The following is an 18,684-nucleotide window of genomic DNA, read 5'->3' on the forward strand; positions in this document are numbered from 1 at the left end:
AATCTCATGCGACTTGTTTCGATGAAAGAGATGCTGCATCAGGCGCTAGCCGGTCAATATGCGGTTGGGCAGTTTAATTTAAACAATTTGGAGTTCACGCAAGCCATTCTGCTGGCTGCCGAGGCGGAGCAAGCGCCTGTCATTCTTGGCGTCAGCGAGGCTTACATTCCTTATATGGGCGGGCTGCCCTGCATCGCGGGTATGGTGAAATCGTTGATGGAGCATTACGGCATTACGGTGCCTGTCGCGCTCCATCTAGACCATGGAAGCAGCTATGAGGTGTGCATCCGGGCGATTCACGCAGGTTTTACTTCCGTGATGATCGATGCTTCGCATCATTCGCTCGAACATAACATCGAAGTGACCCGCCAAGTGACACAGGCTGCTCATGTTCTCGGCGTTTCCGTTGAATCTGAGCTGGGCCGGATTACCGGACGCGAGGATGATTTGGTCGTCGATGAAGCCGAAGGCATGTATGCGGTCACGGCGGATTGCGTGCGTTTAGTGCAGGAAACTGGCATCGATTGCTTGGCGCCAGCGCTTGGTTCCGTGCATGGTCCTTATCGGGGACAGCCTAAGCTGGGCTTCGAACGGATGGCTGAAATCCGCCAAGTTACGGGTCTTCCGCTTGTGCTTCATGGTGGAAGCGGCTTGCCGGATGAAGAAATTCGTCAGGCGATTGCCTGCGGAACAGCCAAAATTAATGTGAACACAGACAATCAAATCGCCTGTACAACGGCCATACGATCGTTTTTGAATGAGCATCCAGAGGCCTATGACCCACGGAATTATTTAATCCCGGCACGGGAAGCGATTGGGGCATCCGTAAGAGCCAAAATTCAATTGTTCGGCAGCGCAGGCAAAGCCGGAAGGAGTCTATCATGAAAACTATTCAAATCGGAATCATCGGTGCAGGGCGAATCGGCAAAATCCACGCAGACAATTTGCTGCGACTGCCGCAAGTGAACATTGTGGCGGTGAGTGATTTATTTGCAGGTCCTGAGCTAGAGGCTTGGGCGGCAGCGCGCCAAATCGGCCTAGTTACGAAGGACAGTAAGGAATTGATCGAGCATCCAGAGATTGATGCTATCTTCATCTGTTCGTCGACGGACACGCATGTGCCGTTGATCCAGCAAGCGGCTGAAGCAGGCAAGCACATCTTTTGTGAAAAGCCGATCAGCATGGATATTACGCAAACGGAAGCAGCGATTGCTGCTGTGAACAAAGCCGGCGTGAAGCTGCAAATCGGCTTCAACCGCCGTTTTGACCATAACTTTAAGCGTGTTCGCGAGGTTGTCCAAGAAGGCACCATCGGGAACCCGCATATTATCAAAATCACTTCCCGTGACCCGAATCCGCCGCATGAGGATTATATTAAGGTGTCCGGCGGCATTTTCATGGATATGATGATTCATGATTTCGATATGGCTAGATTTGTAGCTGGCAGCGAGGTTGAAGAGGTGTATGCGCAGGGTAATGTGCTGATTAATCCGGTTTTTGCTGAGCATGGGGATGTGGATACGGCGATAGTCACGCTGCGCTTCGAAAATGGCGCGCTTGGCGTCATCGACAATAGCCGTCAAGCCGTCTATGGCTATGACCAGCGTGTGGAAGTGTTCGGGTCCAAAGGCAGCGTAGCCGTTGCCAACGATCATCCGAATACGGCTGTGGTTAGCACCGCAGATGCGATTGTGAGCGAGAAACCGCTGCATTTTTTCCTCGAGCGCTATCAAGCTGCTTATATGGAAGAGACGCAGATCTTCATAGATTGTCTGTTGAACGATAAGGCTGTGCCTGTGGATGGTCATGATGGTATGCAGGCGGAGCGGATCGCACTTGCTGCCAAGTTATCTTCTAGGTTGGGTCGGCCGGTGAAAGTTAGCGAAGCTTTGGCTTTGTTACAGCAGAGTGCGCTTTAAGGAAAGGAGCTGCGGGATATGCCTAATCTGATTGTGAAACCTTTGGAACATCCTCATGCTGAGGGCAGCATTTTGAAAATAACGCCGGAATCCGCGGGCTGGAACTATGTCGGTTTTGAAATTGTAAGGCTTTTGGCGGGGCAATCTCTGAGCCGTGTTACGGGCGAGCAAGAAGTTTGCTTAGTGCTGCTGAGCGGCAAAGCGGACGTGCAGACCAAGGAGGCAAGCTGGAGTGACATCGGAGAGCGGATGAACGTATTTGAGAAAATTCCGCCGTTTTCGGTCTATGTCCCAAGTGATGATCAGTACGAAGTTGCTGCAAAAACAGCTGTGGAGCTTGCGATTTGCAGCGCTCCCGGTGCTGGCGGTTATCCTGCGCGCTTGATTGAGCCTAGCCATGTGGGGGTTGAAACCCGCGGTTACGGGAATATCGAGCGGCAAATTCATAATATTTTACCGGAAAATGAACCGGCTGACAGCTTGCTTGTCGTTGAGGTTTTTACACCGAACGGGCATTGGTCGAGCTATCCGCCGCACAAGCATGATCGGGATGCGCTTCCGGAGGAGTCTTTTCTGGAGGAAACGTATTACTATCGCGTCGATCCCGGGCATGGTTTTGCGATCCAACGTGTGTATTCGGATGACCGCTCGCTGGATGAAACGCTGCTGGTGAAGGATGGGGAAGCTGTGCTGGTGCCGCGAGGCTATCATCCTGTTTGTGCTCCTCCCGGCTATGACGTTTACTATCTGAATGTGATGGCAGGACCATCGCGGATCTGGAAGTTCCATAATGATCCTGAGCATGCTTGGCTAATGGCGAAGCCAGTGGAGGAGTAGGCCGTTTGCAACTTCCCTTGTGCCCCTGCATAATAGAAGACAAACAAGTATTCTTCGGGAAAAATGGGGTCATAGGATGAAGGCAACAATTTATGATGTCGCCCGCGAGGCTGGGGTTTCGATTGCAGCGGTGTCGCAGGTGATGAACGGCAAGGGGAAGATCAGCGAAGAACGGCGCGCGGAAATTCTCAAAACGATGGAGCGGCTCAATTATCAGCCAAGTGTGATCGCATCCGCTTTAACCGGCAAGAAGACTTTCACACTGGGACTGCTTGTGCCGGACATATCGAATCCTTTTTTCGCGGAAATTGCGCGGGCTGTTGAGGATCAAGGGCACCATTTGGGCTATAGCTTGGTCATTTGCAGCACAGACAATAAGGATGAACGGGTCGAGCGCTACCTGAACCTGCTGCAACAGAAAAGCATTGACGGCATGATCATCGGGACCGGGATGGACAACAAGGAGATGCTGACGCCTCTAATGAAGCAAGGGATCCCGATTGCGATGATCGCCAGAGAAATGCCGGACATCGGCGTGCATACCGTTGTTGTGGACGATTGCGTTGGCGGCGCGTTGGCGGCCAAGCATTTGCTGGATTTGGGGCATACGCGCCTAGCTATTCTGGCGGAGCATGCCAAAGTTATCAGCAGCCGTGAGCGGGTGCGCGGGTTTCGGAACACGCTGGAGGAAGCGGGTGTTGTACTGCCGGACAGCGGTGTGCGCAACTGCCACTATACCGTGGAAGATGGGAAGCGGCAGGCGATTGCGCTGCTGGAAGAGTCGGCAGGGGTTCGGCCGACTGCTCTGTTCTGCTGCAACGATATGCTGGCTATCGGGGCTTTGCAGGCTGCGAAGCAGCTGGGCTTGAAGGTACCTGAGCAGCTATCGGTGATTGGCTTCGATAACACGATTCTGGCTTCGGTGACGGACCCGCCGCTCACGACGGTCGCCCAGCCGATTGAGCCGATGGGGAAGAGGGTCGTCGACCTGCTGATTCAGGAGCTGAAGAAAGAATCCACAACCAAGCAGCGTGTGGTATTGCGTCCTGAATTAATGATTCGACAGTCTACGGCTTCGCCGACTGAAGTGGATTAAATGGGAAAAGGGGACTGCCCTCCAAGTAGATTTATCTACTTGGGGGGCGGCCCTTTTTGTTTATGTTGAGGCTCCACGATCCCGCTGGTCTAGTTTAGACAGATGGTTGGGAGGACGCTGAGAGTAGCTGCAAAGAAAAGTAGCTCGGACTGTGCGGTGGCAAGTCCAACGTTGAAAGGAAACTACAATCCTCTATTTGTGCCAAATCGGCCGATGCTGGCATCCACGCGGATCGTAGATGCGCTATTTCGCCGAAAGTAGCTGATTTCTGTAGTAAATTAACGAAATAGCGGAACCACGATCTGCACCAGGCTGATTATGCCTGGATTTCGCCCAAATAGGGGATCTACGATCCGCCTGTAGTTTGATTTGTCTGGTTGGTGGCGTACATGAGATGGTTGGGAGGACGCTGAGAGTAGATGCAAGGGAAAGAAGCTCGGACTGTGCGGCGGCACATCCAATGTCTAAGGAACACCTCACGTTGTTGATTGGATAAATCCAATCAAACAGCCGTAAATGCGGTTAAATTCGTACCTACATTGGATTTATCCAATGTAATCTGATAAAAACGCCATATAGGCGGCATATTTTAGGATTCCGTTGGATAAATCCAATCAAACAGCCTCATGGGCGGCCAATTTCACGATTACATTGGATTTATCCAATGTAATGAAATTCCTCATTCCGTCTGATGCGGAATCTTGGGGTTAGCTGGTTCAGACAGATGGTTGGGAGGACGCTGAGAGTAGTTGCAAAGGAAAGTAGCTGAAATACTCGGACTGTGCGGCAGCACGTCCAATGTCTAAGGAACACCTCACGTTGTTGATTGGATAAATCCAATCAAACAGCCGTATAGGCGGTTAAATTCGTACCTACATTGGATTTATCCAATGCTATCTGATAAAAACGCCATATAGGCGGCATATTTTAGGATTCCGTTGGATAAATCCAATCAAACAGCCCAATGGGCGGTCAAATTCACGATTACATTGGATTTATCCAATGTAATGAAATTCCTCATTCCGTTTGATGCGGAATCTTGAGGTTAGCTAGTGTAGACAGATGGTTGGGAGGACGCTGAGAGTAAATGCAAGGGAAAAGCTGCAGCTGCAATAAGCCAGCGCTCGCAACACCCAATAAAATTATAGTTTTATCTATAATTTTTTAAGGGAACCCTATGCGCTACCTTCTATAATAGGGGTATACCAAAGAAGGAGCGATGCAGTGATGAGCAGCAGGTTAGAGGAAACTCCTGTCACCCTTGATGTACAACGGCTTAAACAAGCTGCGTTAGTACGAAGAAGAAGATTATTGAAGCAAAATATTCCCTTGTTCATTATGCTGATCCCCGTGATCGCCTATTATATTTTGTTCAAGTATTGGCCGATGGGCGGACTTGTGATCGCTTTCAAAAACTATAATTTCGCCGACGGCATCTGGCACAGTCCATGGGTTGGATTGAAGTACTTTAAGTTATTGTTCTCCAGCTCCAACACGCTGCAAATTATTTGGAACACGTTCTGGCTCAGCTTGTTAAGCCTGGTTGTCGGGTTCCCGGTACCGATCGTGCTCGCGGTTCTGATCAATGAAATCCGCAAGTCTTGGTTCAAAAAATGGATTCAAACGATCATCTATTTGCCGCACTTCTTTTCATGGGTCATTGTCTCAGGGATTGTTCTTTCGTTATTCGCGACCGATTATGGGTCCATCAATAAGGTGTTTAAGTTGTTTAATATAGAACCAATTACTTTTCTATATGAGTCTCATTCATGGACGGCGATATTCATCGGCTCCGGTGTTTGGAAAGAAATGGGTTTCTCCACCATTATTTATCTCGCTGCCCTCACCACGATTGATCCATCACTGTATGAATCAGCTTGCATGGATGGGGCGACGAAGTGGCGACAAATTTGGCATATTACGCTGCCAGGCATCCGGCACACGATTATTCTGCTGCTGATCCTTGCGATGGGGCGCGTGATGGAAGTCGGCTTTGACCAGGTGTACAATCTCCAGAATTCAGCTGTCGCCGATGTGTCTGAGGTGATTAGTACCTATATTTATAAAATAGGACTAGGCAGTTCGCAGTTTAGCTTAACGACGGCGATGGGACTCTTCGAATCGGTCATCAGCTGCAGACTTGTTTTAATTGCCAATCGGATTGCGCAAAAATTTGACCAAGCTTTATTTTAGCCAAATGCTTAGGAGGAGCCCATGAAAACATCACGTGGAGAACGAATATTTTATGGTATAAACTATGTGCTGCTCGCTGTTATTGCACTAACTTGTTTGATGCCATTCATTCATATTGTTGCATTGTCGCTGAGTGAACGCTCGGCGGTCGACTCCGGTCACGTCTTCTTCTGGCCGGTAGGGCTGCAGTTCACAGCCTACAAAATCTTTTTTATCGCGAGTCCAGCTTTCCAAGCTTTCAAAAATAGTATTGTTATTACGATAGTCGGGGTCGTTCTCAGCTTGTTAGGTACGATATTGGCTGCCTATCCGTTATCCAGAAATTATTTGATCGGGCGTCGCTTTCTTGTGCTGGCTATGGTTTTTACGATGTTGTTCTCAGGCGGGTTAATTCCGACATACCTGGTTGTGAAAGAAATGTCTCTGATTGATTCGTACTGGGCGATCTGGCTCACAGGGTTTATCAGTACGTACAATATGCTTCTAATGCGCAGCTATTTCGAGAATATTCCTTATGAGGTGCAAGAAGCTGCAAGAATTGATGGCTGCAATGATACATCGCTGCTCATTCGGATTATTCTCCCTTTATCGCTTCCTATGCTGGCAACATTAGCGCTGTTCTACGGGATTAGTTACTGGAACTCGTTCATGAACGTACTGATGTATATTAACAAGAGCAGCTTGCAGAATTTAACGGTTATCGTTCAGGCTATGCTGCAAAAAAACGACTTGCTGAATTCGCCTTCTCTCAATAATGAGGAGCAAGCGGCCGTCGCTACCGAGATGGTCAAAGCTGTGGGTGTTGTGGTTATGGTTGTTCCCATGTTGGTGGTATATCCCTTCCTCCAGAAGTATTTTGTGAAGGGTGTCATGCTTGGATCTGTTAAGGGTTGATATCGTTTCATGGTTGTTATCACAGCAAGGTTACTGATTAGGGTGTTCCCGTTTAACAAAACTTCACAATATATGAATTGGGGGAAATGCGAATGACGAACAAGAAAATGTGGCTTGGTGTAACAGTAGGGTTCGTAGCATTAGGGGCAACATTGGTGGGGTGCAGCAGCGATAAGAAAGAGACAACTGCATCCTCAACCGCAGCAGCAACAGCCAAAGCTGGAGACAAGGCAGCAGCGAAGCGTGGAGATGTCACCGTTTCGATGTATGATCGTGGTGCGGTTCCGGCTTCCGAAGGCTCGTATGAAGAAAATCGCTGGACCAAATGGATTAATCAGAACGGCCCGGCGAATGTGAAATACGTGCCTATTCTGCGCAGTGATTCAACGAAGAAATTGAATGTGCTTTTTGCATCAGGATCGGCTCCGGACATTGTCAGTGAATACAATACGCCATTCCGTGGCAGTTTGTATGATCAGAAGCAATTGCTGCCGCTTGATGACATTTTAAAATACATGCCTGAATATCAGAAATTACTGACGCAATATCCGCAGTTGAAGAAGGCGGGAACGAAGCCGGATGGCAAGCTTTACGAAATCGGCAAAGTGAAGGAGGCTGTACCTGCCCACATTTTGCTCGTACGCACAGATTGGTTGAAAAAGCTGAATCTTTCGATGCCAACAACGACGGATGAATTGATGGCAGTTGCCAAAGCATTTGCAGACAACGACCCTGATGGTAACGGGAAGAAAGATACCTACGGGATGAATATGAGCACGTACTCCGAGCAAGCGATTAATGAGATCTTCGGGGAAGGCTCTTCCAAAGACTTGCTGGCGTGGGGCGTGAAAGACGGCAAAATTATTCGTCAATGGGACAATGAGCTTGCCTCGCTGACCTTCAAGAAGAAACTATACGATGATGGCATCATCGATAAGGATTACATTAATGACAAAGATGGAGCCAAGGCGAAGCAAGATTTCCTGAATGGCAAAATCGGGATTTACGTGAAGTTCACGGGCGGTTGGTATGACTTTACGATGAATGATATGGTCACGCTGAAGAAAAATGTGGCTACTGCGGAAATTGCGCCATTAGGTTATCCGAAATCCCCAGTGGGGACGTTCACGGGTGCTATCGACAACCCGGTTCAGATGACGACGGTTATTAATGCCAAAGCCAAGGACCCAGAAGCTGTTGGCCGTTACCTGGATTTCATGATGAAACCGGAAACCGCTCTGAAAGTAATCAATGGCGATGAAGGCACGCACTGGAAAAAAGCAGCGAACAGCTGTCCGCAAGCGATTGACGCTGCCAAATCCAAAAATGAAGTCGGTTATGCCCTTGATTACGAAATGTTCTACTCGTCAGGCCAAGATAAATGCAGCTTTGTGCTCAGCGGCTTCAACGCCGAAGTTCCTGATCAAAAGTCCGCAATGGATATGTATAAAGAGATTCAGAAAGTGTACTTTGATCCGCAAAGAGAGTACCCAGGTCTTACCGTTGGTGAACATATGCCGGTGTACAACGCCGATCTGCAAATTATCAACACGACGATCCTGAAAGAAAAAGGCGATCTTTTCGTTAAAGCGATTATTAGCGGAAGTAAATACACGCCTGAACAAGCGATCAAAGATTCACAGGCAGCCTGGGACAAAGCAGGCGGCAAGCAGCTTGAGGATTTCATGAACAAATGGTACCAAGAAAATAAAGATCAAGCATTCCTTGCCAAAGATGTCATGGCAATCGCAAAACAACAAATGGAGCAAGTGAAGTAATACTTGTTGGTGAAGATTCGGACAGTGAAGGTACTGATGATTAGGCGTCAGAGCTTGCACTGTCCGATCACTTTGCACAAGTCATTGCCTCATAGGGGGATACGGGAATGAATAAGCTTAACGTAGCTATTATCGGTTGTGGCGGTATTGCCTTAGGTAAGCATTTGCCGAGTTTGCACAAGATTGAGCAGGTTGCTATTGTCGGTTTCTATGATATAGAACGCGTAAGGGCTCAGGAAGCGGCAGCCAAATATGGTGCCCCTGATGCCAAGGTTTACGAAAGCTATGCGGAGCTTTTGGCTGATGCTTCAATTGAAGTCGTGCATATTTGCACACCGAATGATTCCCATGCGGAAATTTCGATTGCGGCCTTGGAAGCAGGCAAGCATGTGATGTGTGAAAAACCGATGGCCAAAACGGCTGCTGACGCCCGTCGGATGGTGGAAACAGCTAAGCGTACGGGGAAAAAGCTGACGATTGGCTACAACAATCGCTTTCGCGCGGACAGTCAATATTTGAAACGAGTTATTGAGGATGGCGATCTGGGCGAGATTTACTTCGCTAAGGCCCACGCTGTTCGTAGACGCGGTGTGCCTACTTGGGGCGTATTTTTGGATGAAGAGAAACAAGGCGGAGGACCGCTAATCGATATTGGCACACATGCGCTTGATTTAACGCTGTGGATGATGAATAACTATGAACCCAAGGTAGTGCTTGGCACTGCTTACCATAAGCTTTCCAGCAAAGAAAATGCGGCTAATTCCTGGGGACCGTGGGACCCTGAGAAATTTAAGGTGGAAGATTCAGCGTTTGCGATGATCGTCATGAAGAACGGAGCTACCATCATGGTAGAAGCTAGTTGGGCACTGAATACGCTGGATACGAAGGAAGCGAAATGTACGCTATGCGGTACGGAAGGCGGCGCTGATATGCAGGACGGCCTTCGTATTAACGGAGAAAATCATAGCCGTTTGTATATGAATCAGCTGCAATTCGAAGCGAAGGGCGCAGACTTTTACGATGGTAAAAAGGAAAGCATGCAGGATAAAGAAATTCGCGTCTGGATCGACGCCGTCATCCACGATAAGGAGCCAGTGGTAACACCTGAGCAGTCCTGCGTCGTATCGGAGATTCTCGAAGCGATTTATGAATCGAATCGGACAGGGAAAGCGATTTATTTCGACTAAAATAAGGGAAGAGGCAGTTCAGACATGGTAAGAGTTGCTATTCTAAGCTATTGGCATGTTCATGCAAAGGATTATGCGCGCATGGCTGCTGAACATCCACAAACAGAAATTGCAGCGTTATGGGATGAGAATCCACAGCGGGGACGTCAGAAAGCAGAGGAACTAGGGGTTCCTTTCTTTGAGGCATTGCCGGAGCTTTTGGCAAATCCAGATATCGATGCTGTGATAGTTGTTACGCCTACAACGCAGCATCGTGAGGTTCTAATCGCAGCTGCGGCGGCGGGCAAGCATATTTTTACGGAGAAAGTTGTCGCTACAACGACGAAGGCATGCAACGAAATCTTGGCGGCTGTGGAGACAGCGGGGATTAAGCTCGTAGTATCTCTGCCACGCTTATACACCGGATTCACGCAAGCGGCTCAGCGGCTCATTCAGGGAGGCGATCTCGGCACCGTAACAACGGTTCGTATCCGGCTTGCCCATAACGGAGCGCTGCCGACCGACGCAAGTCCCAATGGCTCACTGCCGGCACATTTTTTTGATCCGCTAGAAAGCGGAGGCGGCGCGATGATCGACCTCGGCTGCCATCCGATGTACTTGGCGCGATTATTTCTCGGTCTGCCAGAACGTGTAAGTGCCGGTTATGGTTCCATCATGGGACGCCAGGTTGAGGACAGCGCCGTAACGATTATGCATTATGCGAATGGTGCTCTGGGTATCGTTGAAGCAGGATTCGTGAACAGTTACTCGCAGTTTAACATCGAGGTGCAGGGTACGGAAGGCAGTCTGTTGTATGACAGATCTGATAACAAGCTGCTGATGCGCAAGTCTGGCGGACCTGCCTTGTGGCAGGAGGTGACTGAGATGCCAGAAGCAGTACCAACTGCTTTCGAGATGTGGGTATCTCATATTCAGCAAGGGACGACGGCAACAGAGAATATAGCATTGGCACGCGATTTGACCCGTTTGATGGAAGCTTCCAATTTGTCGGCACAATCCGGTGCTGCATATCGGCTGAGTGACCTTTCAGAGTAAGTTCACCTTAGGGAGGCCGCAACCATGTTGGATAAAGGCGTATATTCGTTCTCAACTTGTTGGAACATTAAGAAACACACCGTTGGCAGAGAGATGATGGAGGAAATCAAAGATCTCGGGTTCCGGTACGTGGAACTGAATTACAACGTTACCGAAGAGATGATGAAAACAATCGAGCCGATGATTGAAAAAGGTGAAATCGGCGTGTCCAGTGTTCATAATGTATTTCCATTTATTAACGATAAGGACTACGACACGGACTCCGTTATGCTTGGCTTCGACGATGAGGAGAAGCGTAAACGCTCTGTGGAGCTGTTGATTCGGTCGATGGACTATGCGAACCGGTATGGTGCCAAAGCCGTGGTTGTGCACCCTGGCGAAGTCCCTTTTGACTATAATATCGATTCTGATTTGAAGAAATTGTACAAGGAACAAGGCAAGGATTCACCGGCTTATCGACAATTGTGGCAGGAGATGATGGAACGGCGCGAGCGGTTAAGCCCCTTGTATACCAAGCGAATTCAGGAAAGTCTGGAAGTAGTCAGTGAGCATGCTGCCAAAAAAGGCTGGGACATCGCCATCGGCATTGAGACGAGATCGCGCTGTTATCAGATGCCGTCGCTAATGGAAGCCAAAACAATTTGTGATAACCTGAAAGGCGGTCCGGTCTACCTCTGGTATGATATCGGTCATGCCATGATGATGGGGCGAATGGGCTTGTACGACAACCTGAAAGAACTGCAAGAGGTGCAGACCTATATTTATGGCGTTCATATCCATGAAACGTTGGAGTTATCCGATCACTGGTGTCCATATGTGCACAGTCAGGATATGGCTTACTTCGATCATTTTCTGAGCGCTATCGATTTCGCCAAAGTGAAGGTCTATGAACTTAAGGCGGTATGTCAGCCTGATGAGATTGACGAGAGTCACCGACTGATCACAACTAAAATTGCTGCGATGAAAGGTTAAAAGGTGACTCGTATGGATGCCATTTATCAAAAATTAGTGAAAATAAATAACGATTATACCGCTTCTACGTTGGGGCGGCAGATACTTGATCCGAATTCCAAATATGTTGGCGGCGTGATCGATGAAACAGGCATTGCACGTGCCAACCATATGAGTACGCCGAGCATTATGGCGTGCTGGGCTTCCGCTTTAGTAAATCCAGATTCGCGTTATTACCATGATGAGAAACTGCTCACAGCTTTCGAAATGGCAGCCGACTTCATCCTGAACCGTCAGCATGCAGACGGTACGGTCTCGCTCGGCTCCACGAACTATAATTCGCCGCCGGATACCGCGTTCGTCGTTGGGGGTGTGACGCAATTCTATCAACTGCTGGCAGCGCATGATTGGGCAGCGGTTAAGCCTGCAGCCGCCAAATTGAAGCTATTCTTGGAAAGAACGATCCCGGCGATGCTGACCGGGGGCTGCCACACGCCGAACCATCGTTGGGTTATAACAGCCGCACTTGCCTTGTTGTATGAGATATTCCCGATGCCGGAGCTTGTCGCTAGAGCCGATGAGTGGCTGGCAGAGGGCATGGATATTACAGAGGACGGGGAATGGACCGAGCGCAGCAACGGCATCTACAATGCAGTCAGTGATATTGCGCTCTACCATACAGCCAAGTTGTTTAATCGCCCTGACTTATTGGATGGAGTGCGCCGCAATCTGAACATGATGGTGTACTTGATCCATCCGTCAGGCGAGGTTGTGACCGATTACTCAGGTCGCCAGGATTTCGGAGAGACATATGATATGGCTACGTACTTCCTGATTTACCGTCTGATGGCAGCGCACGATCGCAATCCGTTGTTTGCGGCGATGTCGGATTATGCCGGGACGTTTATTCGCAAATCAGAAGCCGTGAACAATCATGCGCTGCTGGGTTTGCTGTTGTACCCAGAAACGGCTATCGAAGATTTGGAACGTGCTGAACTACCAGAGCGGTATACCTTGATGTTGAATGAGAAGCATCCGATGGAGACGCATCTAAAGCAGATCGACCGTGTTGGCCATCATATGAAAATTCAGCATAGCAGTATGCATGTCGCCTTCGGTGCGCCGATCGTACGCATTCGTGATCGCGAGCAGAGTGTGACGATTATGCCTTTGGCACCTTCCTTTTTCTCCTTGCGCCATGGGAAAGTGCGGTTGCTTGGTATGAAGCTATCGACCTCTTTTTCGCCTGGGATTATCAAGTTTGATCATTTAACTGCTGCAGAGAACGGCTATAAGCTGAATATTGTGATGGAAAAAGGATATAACGGACCTATCCCGCAGTCGTATCTGCCTGAAGCAGCCCAACAAGGCCAAGTAAGTCCTTGGTACTTGCTGCCGCATCAACATAGGCCTATGACACATCTGCAAACGCATGAAATTCAGGCAGAAATCGTGCAGAGTGACTCAGAATGGCAGATCCGTATTCATTCCGATGCGCGTGAAGATGTGTTTACGCAGTTATCTTTTATACTCGGGGATGAAGGCCAGGTTAGCGGTGAAGATTTGGCGGACGCCGGAGATGGCAAGTATTTCTTGAAGAGCGGTGGAATGAGGTATGAGGCTGAGGGTGACGCTATTGAGATTTCCTCAGGCGCTTATGAGCACTTACTGCCTGTCCTACGGGAAGATCAGCATCCAATAGGCTGCCGGTACGTTCATGTGAACTTGGTGACACCATTTGATCGTACGTTTACGATTCGCTTGCTCTAGGGGGGAAGGTTCAAGATGACGACATATTTTCACGATATCGAAAGCATCTCTGCCCGTTTGGGAAATGATGACAGAGCGACCTTGCAGGTGCTTGCTGATCGCTATATGGGGGCAAATCCCCCGATTCCTTTTGCATTTCGCACATTTTATCGCTCTGGTATCTTGCAGAATGAGCATGGCCTGTTCGATCTGAACTTGGGCAACAGATTTCCGGAAGCCAGACCTGGTCAGTACGCTTATGCGTATGGGCTGGTTTGGAGTGATGGGGAACGCAATTTGGATGTGCTGCTGCAATGTTTAGGACCGATTCATTTGTATTTAAATGACGAGCTTGCGTACCGTTCCAATGTTATTGATGAAATTAAACCAGACGCTAGCGTAAAACTCAATTTTAATTTCGTCAAAGGCTGGAATCGTCTATTTATTAAAGCCAAACACACCGCCGCCGGTTTCGGCTGTCTGTTTGGATCAGATGAAGCCAAGGTAAGGATTCTCAATGTGTTGGCTCCCTTCGCTGAGAGGCAGGGGCAAGCCGGGTGGGTTTACTCGCTACCAGTGGACGGGGATCTATTCGAGAATGCTCAACTGCCTGATGCCTTGGCTTCAGAGCAGCAGGATGCGATAAGCTGGCTGCCGCAGACCGAGTGGAGCGCGAGCGAGCTTGCGCTGCCCATCGGCGAGCGCTTATTTGGTGTGCAGCCTGGCAAGCAGCTCTATGGTTGGACGAAGCTGAACCAAACCAGCTATCGGAGCGAGTTGTGTGTGTTTGAAGGCAGCTCGGCAGGTCCGCTAACTCTATGGGTGAATGGCTTGCAGGTGCTGGAAGTGACCGGGGAAGGGGACATCTTCCGAGCGGAAGTGATGTTGCAACCGGGCAAACATGATCTCGTTATCCGGAGCAGAAGCGGGAATCAAGCATGGGGTTGGACCATGAGTGCAAGTATAGCTGGAGAAACGATGCCTTTGGCTGCTCCTCTCAGGGTTCACGGTTCGGATAAATCGTGGTTGTACTTAGGACCACTAGATAATAAAGTGGAGTTGCGCTATACAGATTTAGTACGTACGGATCAGCTGTATGCGACTAGTTTGGATGCTGACGATATGGCTTATTGGCGGTTGGACCAGCCAGAAGCTTGGATTCGTCCTTATTATGAGAATGCCATGCTGAGCAATAAATGGACGGTCGGTAATGTGACCAATTATGCCCGCTGGGATTATCCGCTAGGGGTCACGATCTATGGCTTGCTGCAAGCAGGGCGCTTGCTTGAGCGACCGGATTTGATCCGTTATGCGCGTGATCATGTCCAAAGTTGTACCCGCATGTTCAACTACTCGCTGTGGGACCGTGAGCAGTATGGGTTTCCAGCGATTAACCAGCAGTTGGTCATGATGAAGATGCTGGACAACTGCGGTTCCTTTGGTTCAGCGATGTTGGAAGCTTACCAAGAGGAGCAGGATCCAGGTTTCTTGTTGATTGCAGAGCGGATCGCGGATTTCATCCTTCACCGGCTGGAACGGAAGGAAGACGGCGCCTTCTACCGCATTTGCCAAGGCGAATATGCGGAAAACACGATGTGGGCCGATGACTTGTACATGAGCACGCCGTTTCTATGCCGCTATGCCGGGATAACAGGCAGCCATGCAGCTTTGGATGAAGCCGCCAAACAGTTTCTTTTATTCCGCAAATACTTGTTCATGCCGGAACAGCGGATCATGTCCCATGTGTATGATTTCAAATATCAAATGGCAACCGGGATTCCATGGGGACGCGGAAATGGGTGGACACTGTTCTCATTGACAGAGGTGCTGGAGGTTCTGCCAAGTGATCATCCGGATCGTCCCGCACTGCTGGATTTCTTCAACGAACTGTGCAGCGGTTACGTGGAATTGCAGGCAGAGAGCGGCCTTTGGCATCAGGTACTCAATGATCCGGATGCCTATGAAGAAGCTTCTTGTACGGCGATGTTTACGTACAGTTTTGCGCGTGGCGTGCGTTTTGGTTGGTTGAAGCAGCCTGGGCGATATCTCGCATCGGCGTTGCTGGCATGGCACGGTTTAACCCGCAAGGCTATCGATGGTCAAGGGAACGTGCATGGCGTTTGCAGCGGATCGCGTTATGCGTTTACTCCGGATTATTATAAAAAGGATCTGCTCACCGTAACCAATGACAATCATGGCGTCGGTATTATGATGCTGGCAGGTGCTGAGGTTATGAAGTTAAAGAATTGGCTTGGACAGCAGGAGCAGGCTGTGCCTAGATCCGTCTCGGCTGACCGCACAGGGCATTAGCGGCATTGGCGTTCTGGGAGCAGGCGCGATTCTGCGCAGGCGGCAATGTCATCAAAGGGCTGACGACCGCAGCGTCGGTCTGGGTCGTCGCCGCAAATCAGCCCGAGCGTTGGCGCTGACTTCACTGAACAGGGCATTCAGATTTCGAATCTGAAAAATGATGCCCGGTAGTGAAGCTTTAACTGGAGAAGGGCATCTGCCGCTCATGCACGTCCGTGTCAGTGTGAAGGCTTAGCAGCCGGAGAAGCTGATAGCCGGCGGCGTATGAGCAGGTTGCCGCGCTGCATACTGTGGTTTGGGTCGAAATTTCTTCACAAAGTGGCGGGCACGAGCAAGGGCAGCTATACGGTTGAAGCTGCGGTTTGATGAGGTGCTGCGTTAGGAGTAGGTACGATTGGCAATGAGTAGATAAGAGTAGATAAGAGTGGATAAGAGTAGCCAAGAGTAGATAAGCGGATAAAGAGTAGATAAGAGTGGATAAGAGTAGCTAAGAGTAGATAAGCGGATAAAGAGTAGATAAGCGTGGATAAAGAGTAGCCAAGAGTAGATAAGCGGATAAAGAGTAGATAAGAGCGGATAAGAGTAGCCAAGAGTAGATAAGCGGATAAAGAGTAGATAAGAGTAGCCAAGAGTAGATAAGCGGATAAAAAGTAGATAAGAGTGGATAAGAGTGGATAAGAGTGGATAAGAGTGGATAAGAGTAGATAAGCGCTTAAAGAGTAGCCAAGAGAAGATCTGATTCAGAGCAGATAGAAGCCTTTGAAGGCTCTTATCTGCACTAAAAGCAGCCATCTTGAAGAAATAAGAGCCTTTCAGGGTTACTACTTACCTTCTTCCAAACGCGGAAAACGAAACTCCCCACGAAAAGTAACAATAAGCGTCGAGAGTACAGGTAAATTTTGTTTACGAAGGGTTGAAATGAAGCCGCGCGCGCGGGCGAACTGATGAGCCCCGTCCCAGGTACGGAATAAGCCGGAGACTTTGGCTTTGACCTTGGCCATCCGCAAGTCTCGTTCGGCGACATTGTTGTCAAAAGGAACACGGACATCTTGAATAAACCGGAGAATCGGTTCCTTGTGACGACGGAAACGTTCACCCAGATTGGCCGATTTACTTTTGCTTTGCCTGCCTTGCGGTCCGGTTTTGGCTTTGGTACGCCCTTGATTCCATTCCAGCTCGCCCTGCTGCAGGATGTCATCGTACCAATTCTCTAGCCATTTAACCGTACTCGGAGCTAAGCAGCACAAGACTTTACGGGCGGCTAGCGTGAGACGCCAGGCTACTTGTAGCAAGCGTTTCATCTGCACGGCCCACTGGTGATGATCATAATCGGCGATTCCTTGGCATTCCCGCAGTAAGTGCGCATTGCATAAGGCATGCTGGAACGTGTATTTTTCTTTAAAATACGGCCCGTTGCAGTCATGCACTAGAATGCCCGAGTAAGCCGGCAGCAGACCGATGGCATCAAAAGCGAGGGTGCCCCGGTTTTCGTGAACCGCCTGGAACGTCCAGTCCACATTAGAGAGGGTGTGCAGCCATCGCTGTTTGCCATCGACGTGAATGCCGGTTTCATCAGCGTGCAAAACATCGGCATTCAGCAGGTTTTGGCGAATTTGTTCCTCATAGGGACCTAGCTGCTTGTGCGATTTCTTCAAATGGGCGATGACCGTAGCCTCGCTCAGCGAATGCCCGGTCAGGTCCGCAAACATCTCGCTCACCCTTTTCAGTGGAATCATATGGTACGCACTCACATACACGATCCAGCCCGTAACACCAGCTCCATATTGGACAGAGGCGCTGACATGCGACGGAAAAGCAGCCTGATGAACCCCGCTACACTGCGGGCAGCAGCTCGTATGAGCGCGAAACTCGGTTGTCTGGATGCGTGGTTCAGGCAGATCGATCTGCTGACGCCGGTCGTAGCCTATACAGTTCTCCTGGTCCATTGGAGCATGACACGCAGGGCAGGTAGTTAGGCAAAAGTCGAGGATGGCATCCGGATCATCCACCATACTAAGTGTGTGTCCTTCATGACCTAGGGGTGCTCCCTTTTTGCCACCAGCGATGCGGGAGTTTGCGGGCTTACGAAACCCGTCACTTGAAGGCGGCTTGCTACTATTCTTGCTGTTAAGCCCTAGCTGGCGCTCCAACTCGGCTACTCTGTTTTCCAGTTCAGTGATCCGTTCTAGCAGTTTCGTAATGACCTTCTCGATTTGATCTGGACTACTGTGGCTAATTTGTTTGATTTCTTCGAGGCTCATTTTCATCCTGATCCCTCTTCTCCATTAAATTCGTTAAGTATTCTTAACCAATTTTTAGGGGTTTGAATAAGGGGACCTAAGTAGTAACCTTTCAGGACTCTTATGTGTCTCACTTACGGGGGATTAGCCCCATTGTGAGCAGATAAGAGCCTCTGAAGGCTCTTATCTGCATAAAAGGCAGCCATTTTGAAGAAATACGAGCCTTTCAAGGCTCTTATTTGCCTCGCTTACGGGGACAGGAATCTACCCCACTGTAAGCATGTAACACTTTCGACAAAGTCAATGAACAAACCTCGAGGCAAACCTCCTTACGAACTCAATAACCTTTATTTGAGCAAAATAGTTCATTTGGAAAATCTAACGAATTCCAGAATTGTTACTTCAAGCAAATCATCACCATTCCACCTATAAACTACTCAATAACGCCAATAAAGTTCATTAGTTCGCAAAAGTAGCCTTTTTCTGGTCTATAAG

General features: G+C 49.2%; 13 protein-coding genes. 12 read left to right on the forward strand and 1 reads right to left on the reverse strand.

Features of this window, described 5'->3' with window-relative positions; all coding sequences use genetic code 11:
- Window positions 1-6: 6 nt before the first annotated feature.
- The 12 genes from fba to LOZ80_RS37690 all read left to right on the forward strand — a co-directional run bounded on the left by fba (window position 7) and on the right by LOZ80_RS37690 (window position 15,949).
- Window positions 7-885, forward strand: a complete 879-nt coding sequence (gene fba, locus LOZ80_RS37635) for a class II fructose-1,6-bisphosphate aldolase (protein ID WP_238169269.1) — start codon at window positions 7-9, stop codon at window positions 883-885.
- Window positions 882-1,919 carry an inositol 2-dehydrogenase gene (iolG, locus tag LOZ80_RS37640; protein ID WP_238169270.1) on the forward strand — a complete coding sequence of 346 codons (1,038 nt, stop codon included), beginning with the start codon at window positions 882-884 and terminating at the stop codon, window positions 1,917-1,919. The genes fba and iolG overlap by 4 nt, the downstream gene beginning before the upstream one ends.
- A gap of 18 nt (window positions 1,920-1,937) precedes the next feature.
- Entirely contained in the window at window positions 1,938-2,756 is an 819-nt protein-coding gene (gene iolB / locus LOZ80_RS37645) for a 5-deoxy-glucuronate isomerase (RefSeq protein WP_238169271.1), read from the forward strand.
- Between the two features lie 76 nt (window positions 2,757-2,832).
- Window positions 2,833-3,852, forward strand: coding sequence for a LacI family DNA-binding transcriptional regulator (locus tag LOZ80_RS37650; RefSeq protein ID WP_238169272.1), 1,020 nt, complete (start codon window positions 2,833-2,835; stop codon window positions 3,850-3,852).
- Window positions 3,853-5,079: 1,227 nt separating this feature from the next.
- Window positions 5,080-6,045 carry an ABC transporter permease gene (locus LOZ80_RS37655; RefSeq protein ID WP_443147000.1) on the forward strand — a complete coding sequence of 322 codons (966 nt, stop codon included), beginning with the start codon at window positions 5,080-5,082 and terminating at the stop codon, window positions 6,043-6,045.
- A 21-nt stretch (window positions 6,046-6,066) separates the two neighbouring features.
- Complete coding sequence (locus LOZ80_RS37660; protein WP_238169273.1) at window positions 6,067-6,939, forward strand: carbohydrate ABC transporter permease; 873 nt, start codon at window positions 6,067-6,069, stop codon at window positions 6,937-6,939.
- A 92-nt stretch (window positions 6,940-7,031) separates the two neighbouring features.
- Window positions 7,032-8,717 (forward strand): type 2 periplasmic-binding domain-containing protein, encoded by a 1,686-nt coding sequence (locus tag LOZ80_RS37665; protein WP_238169274.1) that lies wholly within the window; start codon window positions 7,032-7,034, stop codon window positions 8,715-8,717.
- Between the two features lie 107 nt (window positions 8,718-8,824).
- Window positions 8,825-9,904, forward strand: coding sequence for a Gfo/Idh/MocA family protein (locus LOZ80_RS37670; RefSeq protein WP_238169275.1), 1,080 nt, complete (start codon window positions 8,825-8,827; stop codon window positions 9,902-9,904).
- A 24-nt stretch (window positions 9,905-9,928) separates the two neighbouring features.
- Window positions 9,929-10,939, forward strand: coding sequence for a Gfo/Idh/MocA family protein (locus LOZ80_RS37675; RefSeq protein WP_238169276.1), 1,011 nt, complete (start codon window positions 9,929-9,931; stop codon window positions 10,937-10,939).
- Window positions 10,940-10,963: 24 nt separating this feature from the next.
- A complete protein-coding gene (locus LOZ80_RS37680; protein WP_238169277.1) occupies window positions 10,964-11,911 on the forward strand; it encodes a sugar phosphate isomerase/epimerase family protein in 948 nt (315 codons plus the stop codon).
- 12 nt (window positions 11,912-11,923) lie between these two features.
- The gene (locus LOZ80_RS37685; protein ID WP_238169278.1) at window positions 11,924-13,660 is read left to right on the forward strand and encodes a hypothetical protein; all 1,737 of its coding nucleotides are present in this window, start codon (window positions 11,924-11,926) and stop codon (window positions 13,658-13,660) included.
- Window positions 13,661-13,675: 15 nt separating this feature from the next.
- Window positions 13,676-15,949: a glycoside hydrolase family 88/105 protein gene (locus LOZ80_RS37690; protein ID WP_238169279.1), complete on the forward strand. Its 2,274-nt coding sequence runs from the start codon at window positions 13,676-13,678 to the stop codon at window positions 15,947-15,949.
- Window positions 15,950-16,770: 821 nt separating this feature from the next.
- Here LOZ80_RS37690 and tnpC read toward each other — a convergent pair.
- On the reverse strand, window positions 16,771-18,216 hold the full coding sequence (tnpC, locus tag LOZ80_RS37695) for an IS66 family transposase (protein ID WP_238166678.1): 1,446 nt from the start codon (window positions 18,214-18,216) through the stop codon (window positions 16,771-16,773).
- Window positions 18,217-18,684: the final 468 nt, after the last annotated feature.

This window comes from Paenibacillus sp. HWE-109, from assembly GCF_022163125.1.
In the GTDB taxonomy this organism is placed as follows: domain Bacteria; phylum Bacillota; class Bacilli; order Paenibacillales; family NBRC-103111; genus Paenibacillus_E.

What these genes read in the sequence shown, in the direction of transcription:
- fba (WP_238169269.1), top strand. Translation starts at nt 7, where the DNA reads ATGCGACTTGTTTCGATGAAAGAGATGCTGCATCAGGCGCTAGCCGGT.
- iolG (WP_238169270.1), top strand. Translation starts at nt 882, where the DNA reads ATGAAAACTATTCAAATCGGAATCATCGGTGCAGGGCGAATCGGCAAA.
- iolB (WP_238169271.1), top strand. Translation starts at nt 1,938, where the DNA reads ATGCCTAATCTGATTGTGAAACCTTTGGAACATCCTCATGCTGAGGGC.
- LOZ80_RS37650 (WP_238169272.1), top strand. Translation starts at nt 2,833, where the DNA reads ATGAAGGCAACAATTTATGATGTCGCCCGCGAGGCTGGGGTTTCGATT.
- LOZ80_RS37655 (WP_443147000.1), top strand. Translation starts at nt 5,080, where the DNA reads ATGAGCAGCAGGTTAGAGGAAACTCCTGTCACCCTTGATGTACAACGG.
- LOZ80_RS37660 (WP_238169273.1), top strand. Translation starts at nt 6,067, where the DNA reads ATGAAAACATCACGTGGAGAACGAATATTTTATGGTATAAACTATGTG.
- LOZ80_RS37665 (WP_238169274.1), top strand. Translation starts at nt 7,032, where the DNA reads ATGACGAACAAGAAAATGTGGCTTGGTGTAACAGTAGGGTTCGTAGCA.
- LOZ80_RS37670 (WP_238169275.1), top strand. Translation starts at nt 8,825, where the DNA reads ATGAATAAGCTTAACGTAGCTATTATCGGTTGTGGCGGTATTGCCTTA.
- LOZ80_RS37675 (WP_238169276.1), top strand. Translation starts at nt 9,929, where the DNA reads ATGGTAAGAGTTGCTATTCTAAGCTATTGGCATGTTCATGCAAAGGAT.
- LOZ80_RS37680 (WP_238169277.1), top strand. Translation starts at nt 10,964, where the DNA reads ATGTTGGATAAAGGCGTATATTCGTTCTCAACTTGTTGGAACATTAAG.
- LOZ80_RS37685 (WP_238169278.1), top strand. Translation starts at nt 11,924, where the DNA reads ATGGATGCCATTTATCAAAAATTAGTGAAAATAAATAACGATTATACC.
- LOZ80_RS37690 (WP_238169279.1), top strand. Translation starts at nt 13,676, where the DNA reads ATGACGACATATTTTCACGATATCGAAAGCATCTCTGCCCGTTTGGGA.
- tnpC (WP_238166678.1), bottom strand. Translation starts at nt 18,216, where the DNA reads ATGAAAATGAGCCTCGAAGAAATCAAACAAATTAGCCACAGTAGTCCA.